General features: G+C 73.9%; 14 protein-coding genes. 10 read left to right on the forward strand and 4 right to left on the reverse strand.

Features of this window, described 5'->3' with window-relative positions; genetic code table 11:
- Positions 1 to 25: 25 nt before the first annotated feature.
- Positions 26 to 1,822 carry an AMP-dependent synthetase/ligase gene (locus BM051_RS15005; RefSeq protein ID WP_092530745.1) on the reverse strand — a complete coding sequence of 599 codons (1,797 nt, stop codon included), beginning with the start codon at positions 1,820 to 1,822 and terminating at the stop codon, positions 26 to 28.
- Positions 1,823 to 1,958: 136 nt separating this feature from the next.
- Between BM051_RS15005 and BM051_RS15010 the strand changes: the two genes are divergently transcribed.
- The 7 genes from BM051_RS15010 (at position 1,959) to BM051_RS15040 (ending at position 7,458) form a co-directional block, all read left to right on the forward strand.
- Positions 1,959 to 2,369 carry a polyketide cyclase / dehydrase and lipid transport gene (locus tag BM051_RS15010; RefSeq protein WP_092530903.1) on the forward strand — a complete coding sequence of 137 codons (411 nt, stop codon included), beginning with the start codon at positions 1,959 to 1,961 and terminating at the stop codon, positions 2,367 to 2,369.
- A 9-nt stretch (positions 2,370 to 2,378) separates the two neighbouring features.
- A complete protein-coding gene (locus BM051_RS15015) occupies positions 2,379 to 3,170 on the forward strand; it encodes a metallophosphoesterase family protein (protein ID WP_092530746.1) in 792 nt (263 codons plus the stop codon).
- Positions 3,171 to 3,218: 48 nt separating this feature from the next.
- Entirely contained in the window at positions 3,219 to 3,659 is a 441-nt protein-coding gene (locus BM051_RS15020) for an SRPBCC family protein (protein ID WP_092530747.1), read from the forward strand.
- 1 nt (position 3,660) lies between these two features.
- Positions 3,661 to 4,812, forward strand: a complete 1,152-nt coding sequence (locus BM051_RS15025) for an ArsA family ATPase (protein ID WP_092530748.1) — start codon at positions 3,661 to 3,663, stop codon at positions 4,810 to 4,812.
- Positions 4,809 to 5,378 carry a hypothetical protein gene (locus BM051_RS15030; RefSeq protein ID WP_092530749.1) on the forward strand — a complete coding sequence of 190 codons (570 nt, stop codon included), beginning with the start codon at positions 4,809 to 4,811 and terminating at the stop codon, positions 5,376 to 5,378. The genes BM051_RS15025 and BM051_RS15030 overlap by 4 nt, the downstream gene beginning before the upstream one ends.
- Before the next feature lie 14 nt (positions 5,379 to 5,392).
- Complete coding sequence (locus BM051_RS15035; protein ID WP_092530904.1) at positions 5,393 to 6,343, forward strand: ROK family protein; 951 nt, start codon at positions 5,393 to 5,395, stop codon at positions 6,341 to 6,343.
- Between the two features lie 233 nt (positions 6,344 to 6,576).
- Entirely contained in the window at positions 6,577 to 7,458 is an 882-nt protein-coding gene (locus tag BM051_RS15040; RefSeq protein WP_092530750.1) for an NUDIX domain-containing protein, read from the forward strand.
- A gap of 94 nt (positions 7,459 to 7,552) precedes the next feature.
- Here the strand turns inward: BM051_RS15040 and BM051_RS15045 are convergent, their stop codons facing one another.
- Entirely contained in the window at positions 7,553 to 8,710 is a 1,158-nt protein-coding gene (locus BM051_RS15045; RefSeq protein WP_092530751.1) for a glutamate--cysteine ligase, read from the reverse strand.
- Between the two features lie 16 nt (positions 8,711 to 8,726).
- Positions 8,727 to 9,203, reverse strand: a complete 477-nt coding sequence (locus tag BM051_RS15050; RefSeq protein ID WP_092530752.1) for a hypothetical protein — start codon at positions 9,201 to 9,203, stop codon at positions 8,727 to 8,729.
- A gap of 360 nt (positions 9,204 to 9,563) precedes the next feature.
- On the opposite strand from BM051_RS15050, the gene BM051_RS15055 reads away from it, so the two are divergent.
- Positions 9,564 to 10,325, forward strand: coding sequence for a lysophospholipid acyltransferase family protein (locus tag BM051_RS15055; protein WP_092530753.1), 762 nt, complete (start codon positions 9,564 to 9,566; stop codon positions 10,323 to 10,325).
- A 118-nt stretch (positions 10,326 to 10,443) separates the two neighbouring features.
- Entirely contained in the window at positions 10,444 to 10,941 is a 498-nt protein-coding gene (locus tag BM051_RS15060) for a polyadenylate-specific 3'-exoribonuclease AS (RefSeq protein ID WP_092530754.1), read from the forward strand.
- Between the two features lie 50 nt (positions 10,942 to 10,991).
- Here BM051_RS15060 and BM051_RS15065 read toward each other — a convergent pair whose 3' ends face one another.
- A complete protein-coding gene (locus BM051_RS15065; protein ID WP_092530755.1) occupies positions 10,992 to 12,074 on the reverse strand; it encodes a 3-deoxy-7-phosphoheptulonate synthase in 1,083 nt (360 codons plus the stop codon).
- Positions 12,075 to 12,385: 311 nt separating this feature from the next.
- Here BM051_RS15065 and BM051_RS15070 point away from each other — a divergent pair, with 311 nt between their 5' ends.
- A complete protein-coding gene (locus BM051_RS15070) occupies positions 12,386 to 13,411 on the forward strand; it encodes a 6-phosphofructokinase (RefSeq protein WP_092530756.1) in 1,026 nt (341 codons plus the stop codon).
- The last annotated feature ends 89 nt before the right edge of the window (positions 13,412 to 13,500 follow it).

The raw sequence follows: 13,500 nt of genomic DNA on the forward strand, positions 1-13,500 counted from the left end.
GGGGCAGGTCAGGCGTTCCCGCGGCTCACTTGGCGTAGAGCGCCTCGATGTCACCGGCGTGGTTCTTGCTCACCACGTTGCGCTTGAGCTTCAGGCTCGGGGTGATCTCCCCGTCGGCCTCGCTGAAGTCCCTGGGCAGGATGGTGAACTTCTTGATCGCCTCGGCCTGGGACACCTGCCGGTTCGCCTCGTTCACCGCCTCCTGCACCGCGGTCCGCAGGTCGGGGTCGTCGACGAGGTCGGCCACGGTGGCGTCGGCCGGCTTGCCGTGCTGCTCCTTCCACGTCGGGAAGAACTCCTCGTCGATGGTGACCAGCACACCGATGAACGGCCTCCGGTCGCCCACCACCATCGCCTGGCTGATCAGCGGCTTGGCCTTGAGGGCGTCCTCGAGCCCGGACGGGGCGACGTTCTTGCCGCCCGCCGTCACGATGATCTCCTTCTTCCGCCCGGTGATCTTCAGGAAGCCCTCGTCGTCGAGCTCGCCGAGGTCGCCGGTGCGGAACCAACCGTCCTCGAGCGACTCCTCGGTGGCCTGCTCGTTCTTCCAGTAGCCGCGGAACACGATGTCGCCCTTGAGCAGCACCTCGCCGTCCTCGGCGACCCGCACCGAGGTGCCGTTCACCGGCCGCCCGACGGTGCCGACCCGAAACCCGTGCTCGGTGTTGACGCAGGCCGCCGCCGAGGTCTCGGTGAGCCCGTAGCCCTCGAACACCGGCACGCCGATCCCGCGGAAGAAGTGCGCCAGCCGCGCGCCCAGCGGCGCCCCGCCGGACACCGCGGCCGTGCACCGGCCGCCGAGCGCCGCGCGCAGCTTGGCATAGACCAGCTTGTCGAACACCGCGTGCTTGAGCCGCAGCCCCAGGCCCGGCCCGCCGGCGTCGAGCGCCTCGCTGTAGGCCACGGCCGTGGCCTCGGCGACGTCGAAGATCTTGCCCTTGCCCTCGGTGTGCGCCTTGAGCTTGGCTCCGTTGTAGACCTTCTCGAACACCCTGGGCACGGCCACCACGAACGTCGGGCGGAACGTGCCGAGATCGGCGACCAGCTCCTTGACGTCGGAGCTGTGCCCGAGCGTCACCCGCGCGGTGAGCGCGGTGACCGCGATCGCCCTGGCCAGGATGTGCGCCAGCGGGAGGAACACCAGCAGCGAGTTGCCCTGCTCCATCAGCTGCGGGAACGCGTCGATGTCGGCGCGGACCTCGGCGAGCAGGTTCCGGTGGGTCAGCTCGACGCCCTTGGGTCGCCCGGTCGTGCCCGAGGTGTACACGATCGTGGCCAGCTCGTCGGCCTTCACCGACCGCCGGCGGTCGTGCACCCGGTCGTCGGCGAGGTCCGCGCCGAGCGCGGTCAGCTCGGCCACCGCGCCCGGCTCGCCCTCGATCTGCCAGGCGTGCGCCAGCTCGGGCAGCCGGCCGCGCACCTCGTCCAGGGTGGCTTTGTGCGCGGCGGTCTCCACCACCACGGCCTTGGCCCCGGAGTCGGAGAGGATCCAGTGCACCTGCTCCGCCGAGGACGTCTCGTAGATCGGCACGGTGACCGCGCCCGCCGCCCAGATGGCGAAGTCGAGCAGGGTCCACTCGTAGCGGGTCTTGGCCATCAGGCCGACCCGGTCGCCCTTGCCGATCCCGGCCTCGACCATGCCCTTGGCCACGGCGAGCACCTGGGCGGCGAACTCCCTGGCGGTGACGTCGAGCCAGGACCCGTCGACCTGTCGGCGGAAGCTCACCACGTCACCGAAGCGCTCGGCGTTGGCCCACACGACGTCGGCCATGTTCTCGTCGTCGGCGACCGACCGGTTTGCGGGGGCGCTGTATTCGCGCACGTGGACCTCCGAAGTTACGTACCGGCGAGTGTGCGGTGGGTGTTACTCGCCGGTTAACCTAGCTTGTGCGATTCGCCTTGGCCATGGCGGCGGCACACCGTCCCATCAGGCGTGACATTCTGCATGCGTGTCCGTTATCGACAATGCTCCGCCCGCGCTCGACATCGTCGACGAGACGTTCCTGGCGGTGCCGCCCACCACGGTGGCCGCGGCCTTCGCCGATCCCGCCTCCTGGCCACGATACTGGCCCGACCTGGTGCTGGAGGTCTACACCGACCGTGGCGCGGAGGGCCTGCGCTGGACGGTTCGGGGCGCGCTGGTGGGCACCATGGAGGTGTGGCTGGAGCCGGTGCTGGACGGTACCCTCCTGCACTACTTCCTGCGGGCCACCCCGGTCGGCGCCGACGGGCGACCGCTGGCGCTGCGGCCACGGGAGCTGCGCCGCGAGCTCGACCGGAGGGCCCGCGCGGCCAAGGGCATCGCGCTGCAGCTCAAGGCGGTGCTCGAGGACGGTCGCGAGCCCGGCGTGCCACCCCGGGCTCGGTAGGCTGGGCGTGTGAGGGTTCACGTCGTCTCGGATGTGCACGGCAACACCGAGGCCCTCGCCCGCGCGGGGGAGGGGGCCGACGCGCTCGTGGTGCTCGGCGACCTGATCGACTTCGTCGACTACCGGGAGCACGGCAACGGCATCCTGGGTGCCCTGTTCGGCCCGGAGAAGGTCGCCACGTTCGCCCGGCTGCGCCGCGAGGGCACCCGCGACGACACGGTCGCCTACTCCCGCTCGCTGTGGGCCAGCCTCGACGACCCTGCCGCCGCGGTGGACGAGGCCGTCCGCGCCCAGTACGCCGCGCTGTTCGGCGCGCTCACCGCGCCCACCTACGCCACCCCCGGCAACGTCGACACCCCGGACCTGTGGCCCGAGTACGCCGGCAAGGGGGTCACCGTGGTCGACGGCGACGTCGCGGAGATCGGCGGGCTGCGGTTCGGCTTCGTCGGAGGCGCGCTGCTGCCGCCGGGCGTGCTGCCCCGCCGCCCCGGGGCCGCGTGGCGGCCGTACCTGCGCACCCGGGAGGACTTCGACGCCGCCGTGGCCGGGCTGTCCGGGATCGACGTGTTGTGCAGCCACATCCCGCCCGCGGTGCCCGACCTCACCTACGACGTGGTGGCCCGGCGGGCCGAGCTCGGCTCCACCGCGCTGGCCGATCTCGTCGACAAGGAGCAGCCGCGGTGGTCGCTGTTCGGCCACGTGCACCAGCCGCTGGCCGCGCGCACCCGACTCGGCCGCACCGAGTGCCGCAACGTCGGGCACTTCAAGGAGACCGAGCGGCCGTACGTGCTGCGCTGGTGAGCCGGCCGGGTCGCGCCACCGACCCGCACAGCGGCTACGCTCTGCCGCATGGCCGAGGAGTCCACGCAGTCCATCGAGGTCGACGCGGCACCCGAGCGGATCATGGCGGTGATCGCCGACCTGCCCTCCTACCCGGAGTGGGCCAAGGCCGTCCGGGAGACCGAGGTGCTCGAGGAGGACGACGCGGGACGGGCCAAGCGGGTGCGGTTCACCCTGGACGCCGGTCCGGTGAAGGACGTCTACACCCTCGAGTACGACTGGGCCGACGACGGCATGTCGGTGAGCTGGCACCTGCTCAAGGGTCAGATGCAGAAGGCGCAGAACGGGCGTTACCAGCTCGAGCGCCGTGATGAGCGCACCCTGGTCACCTACACCCTCTCCGTCGAGCTGGCGCTGCCGATGATCGGCCTGCTCCGCCGCAAGGCGGAGAAGATGATCATGGACACCGCGCTGAAGGAGCTGAAGCGGCGCGCGGAGGGCCGCGGCTAGCGTGCGCATCCTGCTGTTCACCGGCAAGGGCGGCGTCGGCAAGACAACGCTCGCCGCGGCGACCGCGGCCGCGCTGGCCGACCGGGGCGGCAAGACACTCGTGGTGTCCACCGACCCCGCGCACTCGCTGGGCGACGCGTTCGGCCGGCCGCTGGGCGCCGACCCCGCCCCGGTGGACCGCGACCTGCACGCCGTGCAGGTCGACCCGCGCGGCCTCGTCGACGCCACCTGGCAGGACCTGCGCGGCCGGCTCCGGCAGGCACTGACCGGCGTCGGGGTGGACGCGCTGGACGCCGCCGAGCTCACCGTGCTGCCGGGGGTCGACGAGGTGCTGGCGCTCACCGAGGTGCGCCGGCTGGCCGAGACCGGCCCGTGGGGGACGGTCGTGGTCGACTGCGGGCCGACCGCGGAGACGCTGCGACTGCTGGCGCTGCCCGAGGCCGTGTCGGGGTACCTGCGGCGGATGTTCGGCCGGCCGGGCGAGCGCCGGTGGGGCGAGGTGGCCGGGGCGGTGCGCCGGCTGGGCGACCACCTGGACGGGCTGCGCGCACTGCTCACCGACGGCGACGTCACCAGCGTGCGCCTGGTGCTGACCCCGGAGCGGGTCGTCGCCGCCGAGACCCGGCGCACGCTCACCGCGCTGGCGCTGCGTGGCATCCGGGTGGACGGGTTGGTCGTCAACCGCGTGCTCCCCGCGCCGGGTCGCTGGGGCGGCGCGGCCGGCGCCTGGCTGCGCACCCGGCGGGCCGAGCAGGACACGGTGCTCGCCGAGCTCGCCGCGGCCGGGGTTCCCGACCCGCTGGTCCGGTCCGTCGAGCACCGCGCCGCCGAGCCGGTCGGCCTGCCGGCGCTGCGGGCGATCGCCGCCGAGCTGTACGGCGCCGCCGACCCGCTGGCCTCCGCTGCCGCCGGCGCGGCTCCGCTGCTGCGGGTGTCCGGCACGGCCAACGGGTACCGGCTGCGGGTGGCGCTGCCGCTGACGCCGGACGCCCGGATCGACCTCGCCAGGGTGGACGACGACCTGGCGATCACCGTGGACGGCGTGCGCCGGCTGGTCGCGCTGCCGGAGGCGTTGCGGCCGTGCGAGGTCACCGGAGCCGAGTGCGACCCGGCCGGCCTGCTCGTGTTCCTCAGCGGAGGGGAGAGCCGATGACCAGCGGGCGGACCTGGTCGGAGTCCGACGTCGCCAGCCTGGCCGAGGAGATCCGGCTGCTGGTCGAGCTGGTGGTGGAGCGGGCGGCGCCCTGGCTGGAGGGCCTCGTGGCCGCCGGCCACGGGCAGGGCCACGAGGAGCACGACGGGGCGGGGAGAGCGCCCGGACCCGACGCCGGGCGGGGCGGGGACACTCAGGCCACCGAGAACAGTGCCGACAGTGCTGACAGTGCTGACAGCACGGACAGCGCGGCCGGCACGGATGGCCCCGATGGCCCGGACGGTGCGGACACCGCCGGCGCGGCGTGCGGCTGGTGCCCGCTGTGCGCGGTCGTCGCGCTGGTCCGCGGGGAACGGCCCGAGCTCGCCGCGCGGCTGGTCGCGCAGGCCGCCCAGCTGGTCGCGCTGCTGCGTGCGGTGCTGGCCGACCGCTGGCAGCCCGAGGAGGGCGTGCACATGCCTGGCTTCCAGCCGGCGCCGAGGCCGGCCGGCGAGCCCGCGACGGGCAGGGTGCAGCGCATCCCGGTGCGCCGCGTCGCCGGGTGGGCGGCGGACGGGTCCCACTAGTGCTCACCGTCGGGGTGGACGTCGGGGGCACCAGCGTGCGGGCCGGCGTGGTGGACGAGCGGGGATCGCTGCTCGACACCGCACGGGTGGCCACGCCCAGCGGCGAGGTCGCGCTGGAGGACGCCGTCGCGGGGGTCGTCGAGGACCTGCGCAACCGGCACGAGGTCGGCGCGGTGGGCCTCGCGGTCGCCGGGTTCGTCGGCACCGACCGCCGCTCGGTGATGTTCGCCCCGCACCTGGCCTGGCGGGGGGCGCCGGTGGCCGACCGGATCGCCAAGCGGGTGGGCCTACCGGTCACGCTGGAGCACGACGCCAACGCCGCCACCGTCGGCGAGCACCGGTTCGGCGCGGCCCGCGGCGCCGGGGTGGCCGTGCTCATCGCGCTGGGCACCGGGATCGGCGCCGGGCTGCTGCTCGACGGGGCCCTCTTCCGCGGCGCGCACGGCGTGGCGCCCGAGCTCGGCCACCTGTGCGTGGTGCCGGGCGGGCGGCCCTGCCCGTGCGGCAAGTACGGCTGCTGGGAGCGCTACTGCAGCGGCACCGCGCTCGCCGCGACCGCCGTGGAGCTGCTGGCCAGGCACCCGGGCAGCTCGACCGTTCTGGCCAGGGAGACCTCCGGCGATCCCGGGTCGATCACCGGCCGCAGGGTGGCCGGCGCCGCCAGGGACGGCGACCCCGTGGCGCAGCGCGCGATGACCGAGCTGGCCCGCTGGTTGGGGGAGGGGTTGGCGCTGGTCGCCGACATCTACGACCCGGAGGTCGTGGTGATCGCCGGCGGGGTGTCGGAGTCCGCGCCGCTGTTCCTCGACGAGGCGCGCGAGCACTACGCCGGGGCGATCACCGGGGCGCGGCACCGGCCGCTGGCCAGGATCCGCACCGCCCAACTCGGCGACGACACCGCCATCGTCGGCGCGGCCACGCTGGCCAGGGAGGACCTCGGCACGGTCGACCGGAGGGCGGGCTGACCCTGCCGGCGCGCGCGGGACCCTCGGCCGCCGGGCCCGACATGGCGGCCGGCCGGGTTCGCCGCGGCGTGGCTCGCGGTGATGGCGAGCCGGCCGGAGCTCGCCGGCGGAGGGGCCGCCGCGGCCCCGGGGCCGTTCCCCGCGTCTCGACCTGGCTCGCCCGATCCGTGCCGGCCGGCCGGCACGGATCGACCGCGCTGAGCCGAGCGGCGGGGTCGGCTAGGCTCGGCCGGATGCTGCTCGGCGACGGCGGAGGGTTCGTCCGGTGCGCGTGCGGGAACCGGCACTGGGGTCCGCACGGCGCGGCCGGGCTGCTGCTGTCCGACCCCGAGCGCGGGGTGCTGCTGCAGCGCCGCGCGTGGTGGACCCACCACGGGCGGACGTGGGCGCTGCCCGGCGGGGCGGTGCGCCGCGGGGAGACCCCGGTGGAGGCCGCGGTCCGGGAGGCCGCGGAGGAGGCGGCGGTGCCGCCGGCCGCCGTGGCGGTGACCGCCGTGTCCACCGAGGAGCACGGCACCTGGCGCTACACCACGGTGCTCGCGACCGTCCGGGAGCCGGTGCGGGTGCGCGCGGTGAGTAGGGAGAGCGCGGAGCTGCGCTGGGTGCCCCCGGAACGGGTCGCCGACCTGCCGCTGCACCCCGACTTCGCCGCCGCGTGGCCCCGGCTGCGGGTCCAGCTGGAGCGGCGGCTGGTGCTGGTGGTGGACGCGGCCAACGTCGTCGGCGCCCGGCCGGACGGCTGGTGGCGCGACCCGGCCGCCGCGGCGCGCCGGCTGCGGGACCAGCTCGCCGTGCTGGGCGTGGCCGAGGTGTCGGGCACCGCGCTGCGGGTGACCGCGGACGGCGACTGGTGTTGGCGGCCGCGGGTGGTCATGGTGGTCGAGGGCCGGGCCAGGGGCGTCGAGCCGCGTGCCCCGGTCGAGGTGGTCGCCGCGCCTCGGGACGGCGACAGCACGATCGTCGAGGTCACCGAGCGGCTGCGGGCCGAGCGACCGGACGACCACGTGGTGGTGGTGACCGCCGACCGCGGCCTGCGGGCGCGGGTGGCCGACCCGGCCACCGCCCTGCTCGGCCCCGGCACCCTGCGCACCCTCCTCGACACCCACACCCCCTGACCGATCCGCGGTCTGCGTACGCGTGTCCGCGCTCTGTGCACGTGTGTCCGCGGTCTGTGCACGCGTGTCCGCGTCGTGCGGCGCAGACACCCGCTCACGGACCGCGGACACACCCGTCGGTGGGGATGCCGTCGCGCATCTCGGCGATCAGGGAGGCGACGACGGCCTTGAGGCTGCCGTTGTGCTCCCTGGCCACCGCGCGCTGCCGCTGGTAGCTCGCGCCGTGCCGGAGGATCGTCTCGACGCCGCGCAGCTCGGCGGCGCAGTCGAGGTGCTTGGCCACCGGCTCCAGCCGCTCCAGCACGTCCACGATGTCCTCGGTGACCAGCCGCTCGGTGCCGGCCGCGTCCAGGATGACGATCGCCTCCATGCCGTAGCGGGCGGCCCGCCACTTGTTCTCCTGCACGTGCCACGGCGGCAGCGACGGCAGCGTCTCCCCGGCGTCGAGCCGGGCGCTGAAGTCGTCCACCAGGCACTGGGTCAGCGCCGCGATGGCGGCCACCTCCTCCAGCGTCGGCAGCCCGTCGCAGACCCGCATCTCGACCGTCCCGAAGTGCGGCGCCGGCCGGATGTCCCAGCGGATCTCCGAGAAGTGGTCGATCACGCCGGTGACGAACATGTCCTCCACGTAGCGTTCCAGCTCGGCCCACCGGCGGAACTGGAACGGAAGGCCCGCGGTGGGCAGCTGCTGGAACATCAACGCCCGGTTGGAGGCGTAGCCGGTGTCCTCACCGCCCCAGTACGGCGACGACGCCGACAGCGCCTGCAGGTGGGGCGCGTAGTTGAGCAGCGCGTCCAGGATGGGCAGCACCTTGTCCCGGTGGTCGACGCCGACGTGCACGTGCACGCCGTAGATCAGCATCTGCCGGCCCCACCACTGGGTGCGGTCGATGAGCTTGGCGTAGCGATCCTTGTTGGTGACCTTCTGCTGGTACCACGTGGAGAACGGGTGCGTTCCGGCGGAGAACAGCTCGACGCCGAGCGGGTCGGTGACCGCCCGGACTTCGTCGAGCGAGCCGGCCAGGTCGGCGGCGACCTCGGCGACCGTCGTGCACACGTCGGTGATGATCTCGACGGTGTTGAGCAGCAGCTCCTGCTTGATCTTGGGGTGCTCGTCGGCGCCGGGCGGGCGGACCTCGGCCAGCACCCGCTCGGCGACCGAGGTCAGCTCGCCGCTGCGCCGGTCGACCAGCGCGACCTCCCACTCCGCGCCGATGGTGGAGCGTCGCGAGGGGTGGAAGTCGATGCGCATGGCGCTGGCGACCGGGTCAGACCTGGGCGCCGGTGCTCGGGTCGGCGCCGTCGGGCGGGCCCTGGCGGACCCGCAGGAGCAGCAAGGCGATCGCGGCGGCGAGGCCGAGGATGCCCAGTGGCGTGCCCACCGCGCTGGACAGGCCGACCACCCCGGGCGCGATGAGCAGCAGCAGGGCGAGCACGAACAGCAGCAGCACGACCACCGCGCCCTTGCGCGGGCGGGGCAGTGGCGGCGGCTCGGGTGGCACGTAGTGCTCGTCGTCCCCGGCCGGGTCGTCGCCGAACACAACCGTCTCCCACTCGGTGCCGCCGTCCCGCCACCCCGGTTGCTGGGAGCCGGCCGGCTCCCGGGGCGGCTCCGGAGGGGTGGCGTCCCGCCCCGCGGGGGCCGTGTCCCTGCCGAGTCCCTCGGCCCGCAGGTCGGCCACGATCTCGGCGAACGTGGCGTCCACGTCCTCCGGGCCGTCGTGGCCGCCGGTAGCCCGGTTCACCGCGTGCTCACCTCCCGCCTGCCGTCGGGTGTGCCACCGCGCCGGGGCGGCCGGGGGGACCGCACCGTGGCGAACGGCACGGGGTGCGGTGTCGGGAACGGCTGCGCGCCGGCGAGCACAGGCATGGCGTCCGCCTCTTTCGTCGACCGTGGTGCCCTCCATGGTCGCACGGTCGAGCGCGTGCGGGAGGATGCGCCGCGAGACGGCCATGGACACAGGGCGCTGGACGGATGTGAGATCGGTCGCCGCGCTGGGGCAACCGGGGGTCGGTCGTTGTGCGTCGACCGTTCGGCTTCGTAGGGTGGCTGATCGGGCAGTATGGCCGGCACGAGGGGCTGGCAGCGAGGAGGGCGTGTCGCGGTGCTGTATCGGCTGTTGAAGTATGTCCTGCTGGGACCGCTGCTTCGCCTGTTCTGGCCGACGAAGGTCACCGGGGTGGACAACGTCCCCGAGCGCGGCGGCGTCATCCTGGCCAGCAACCACCTCGCGGTGGCCGACTCGTTCTTCATGCCGCTCCACGTCCGGCGCAAGGTCACCTTCCCGGCGAAGCAGGAGTACTTCACCGAGAAGGGGGTGAAGGGCCGGCTCAAGAAGTGGTTCTTCACCGGGGTGGGGCAGATCCCCATCGACCGGTCCGGCGGGTCGGCCGCGCAGGCCGCGCTGGACACCGCGATCCGGCTGGTGCGGGAGGGGCACCTGCTCGGCATCTACCCGGAGGGCACCCGCTCCCCGGACGGGCGGTTGTACAAGGGCAAGACCGGGGTGGCGCGGGTCGCGCTCGAGTCGGGTGCGCCGGTGATCCCGGTGGCGATGATCGGCACCGACAAGGTCAACCCGATCGGCTCGAAGATGTGGCGGCCGCGGCGGCTGGAGATCCGGTTCGGCACGCCGCTGGACTTCTCCCGGTACGAGGGCCTTTCCGGCGACCGGTTCGTGGAGCGGTCGATCACCGACGAGATCATGTACGCGCTGATGGAGCTGTCCGGCCAGGAGTACGTCGACATCTACGCCGCGCGGGCGAAGGAGCTGGCGGCGGCCGAGGCGGCCGGGGTGACCGCGGACGTGCCCGCCCAGCCGGCGGCGCGGGAGTCGGCACGGCTGCCGGAGACCAAGGCGGGCTAGTGGTCTCCGCACCACTGACCAACCAGACCGAAAGCAAGCACGCTACGGCGACATGCTGACATGGCGGCCGGCTCGCGTTCGGTCGGATTGGTATCTACCAGCACTGTAGGGTGCCCCGGTGCGATTCTTCTACGACACCGAGTTCATCGAGGACGGCGTGACGATCGACCTGGTGTCGATCGGTGTCGTGGACGAGAACGGGCGCGAGTTCTACGCCGTGTCCACCGAGTTCGACCCGGACAGGGCGGGGCCCTGGGTACGGGAGCACGTGCTGGCGAAGCTGCCCTCGCCGGGGGACGCCGCGTGGCGGAGCCGGGAGCGGATCCGGGAGGACCTGCTGGCCTACTTCGGCAAGCCGCCCGGCGGGATCGAGCTGTGGGCGTGGTTCGCCGCCTACGACCACGTCGCGCTGGCCCAGCTGTGGGGGCCGATGCCGGCGTTGCCGCGGCAGCTGCCCCGGTTCACCCGTGACCTGCGGCAGCGGTGGGAGGACGTCGGGAAGCCACCGCTGCCGGCCGCCCCGAACGACGCGCACGACGCGCTGGCCGACGCCCGCCACAACCTCGAGCGCTGGCGGGTCATCGAGCAGGCCCGCCGCGCCCGCGACCGCCGCTGAAGCAGCGTTCGTGGGCCCGAGCGTTGCGCCCGACCGCGAGCGCGGGGCGGTCAGCGGCGGCCGACGACGTCGGCGAGCCGGTCCAGCAGCCGGGCCGTGCTCGGCCAGTCCAGGCAGGCGTCGGTGATGCTCCGCCCGTACTCCAGGTCCGCCGCGCGACCCAGGGTGAGGTCCTGCCGCCCTGCCGCCAGGAAGCTCTCCAGCATCACTCCCACGATCCCGGGCTCGCCGGCTCCGATCCGGTCGGCCAACTCCTCGACGACCACCGCCTGCCGCCGGTGGTCCTTACCGCTGTTGCCGTGGCTGGCGTCGACGATCACCCGCTCGGGCATTCCCGCCGCGCGCAGCCGCTCCAGCGCGTCGGCCACCGACGCGGGGTCGTGGTTCGGCCCCCCGGCCCCACCGCGCAGGATCACGTGGCAGTCCGGATTCCCGGACGTCGTCAGCAGCGCCGCCAGCCCGTCGGCGTTGATCCCGGCGAACACGTGCCCCGCCGCGGCCGCCTTGGTGGCGTCCACCGCCACCTGCACGTCCCCCTCGGTCGAGTTCTTGATCCCCACCGGCATGGACAGCGCGCTGCACAGCTGCCGGTGCACCTGGCTGGCCGCGGTGCGCGCGCCGATCGAGCCCCAGGTCACCGTGTCGGCGATGAACTGCGGGGTGATCGGGTCGAGGAACTCGCACCCCACCGGCAGCCCCAGCGCCGAGATGTCCAGCAGCAGCCGCCGGGCGATCCGCAGCCCCTTGTTGACCGCGAAGCCGCCGTCGAGGTCCGGGTCGTTGATCAGTCCCTTCCAGCCCAGCGTGGTGCGCGGCTTCTCGAAGTACACCCGCATCACCACGTGCAGCCGCTCGCGCAGCCCCTCGGCGTGCTCGGCCAGCCGGCGCGCGTAGTCCAGCGCCGCCACCGGGTCGTGCACGGAGCACGGCCCGACCACGACGATCAGCCGGTCGTCGCGCCCGTCGAGGATGTCGACGGTGTCCGCCCGGCCCTGCGCCACGGTCTTGGCCACGGCGGCGTCGATCGGGTGCTCCTGGCGCAGCAGGGCGGGGGACAGCAGCGGGCTGATGCTGGTGGTGCGTTGGTTGTCCAGCCGCTGGGAGTCGCTGTCGAGAGCGGAGGCTGCGTGCATCGCGGGGTTCCTTCCTTGGGACCGCCCCGCCGAGTCCTCCAGGTTCCCGCCGAGCCGGTCCGTGGTCGTCCGGCTCGAGGTGGGAGGTCAGCGCGCGGCGGAGTCTCGCCAGCCGGCTGGCCCACCCCGGGCCGGCCCGCCAAACCAGAAATAGCGCCGCACGGCGGCCACTGTACTCGACGGTTGCGCACTTTCGGTGGCCCGCCCCTTCCCGGCACCCCGCTGCTGCACCGATCAAGAGCGCTCCCGCTAGGCTGGCGGGTGACAACTGTGACGTAGGACAACCAGCGCAAGGCGGAGGTCGAGAGCGAATGCGTGTCGGTGTGCTGACCGGCGGTGGCGACTGCCCCGGGCTCAACGCGGTGATCCGCGCCGTGGTGCGCAAGGGGATCGAGGTGCACGGCTGGGAGATCGTTGGGTTCCGGAGCGGCTGGAAGGGCCCGCTCACCGGGGAGAGCCGGCCGCTCGTCCTCGGCGACGTGGAGGAGATTCTCACCAGGGGCGGCACCATCCTCGGCTCCTCCCGCACCAATCCATACAAAGTGGACGGTGGAGTGGACCGGATCAGGTCGGTGCTGGCCGAGCAGGGCGTGGACGCGCTGATCGCCATCGGTGGCGAGGACACCCTCGGCGTGGCCAGGCGGCTCACCGACGACGGCATCGGCGTGGTCGGGGTGCCCAAGACCATCGACAACGACCTCGCCGCCACCGACTACACGTTCGGCTTCGACACCGCGGTGCACATCGCCACCGAGGCGATCGACCGGCTGCGCACCACCGCCGAGTCCCACCACCGCGCGCTGGTCGTCGAGGTGATGGGCCGGCACGCCGGGTGGATCGCGCTGCACTCCGGCCTCGCCGGCGGCGCGAACGTGATCCTGGTGCCCGAGCGGCCGTTCTCGGTGGACAAGGTCGTCGAGTGGGTCGAGCGCCGGTTCGAGCGGATGTACGCGCCGATCATCGTGGTCGCCGAGGGAGCGCTGCCGGAGGGCGGCGCGGAGGTGCTGCAGAGCGGGGAGAAGGACGCCTTCGGCCACGTCCGGCTTGGCGGTGTCGGCACCTGGCTCGCCGACGAGATCTCCGCCCGCACCGGCAAGGAGTCCCGCGCGGTCGTGCTCGGCCACACCCAGCGCGGCGGCACGCCCACCGCCTACGACCGGGTGCTGGCCACCCGGTTCGGCCTGCACGCGGTGGACGCGGTGCACGACGGCGACTTCGGTGTCATGGTCGCGTTGCGCGGCACCGAGATCGTTCGGGTCAAGCTGGCCGAGGCCACGGCCGAGCTGAAGACCGTGCCGATGGAGCGCTACGAGGAGGCCCAGGTGTTCTTCGGCTGACCGGCCGCGCCGGTCGAGGTGCGGGCCACCGCTCCCCGCCGGGGCGGTGGCCCGCACCGTGTCCGACGGCGCGACGAGCGCGTGTCCGG

The organism is Amycolatopsis arida (assembly GCF_900115565.1).
Lineage (GTDB): Bacteria > Actinomycetota > Actinomycetes > Mycobacteriales > Pseudonocardiaceae > Yuhushiella > Yuhushiella arida.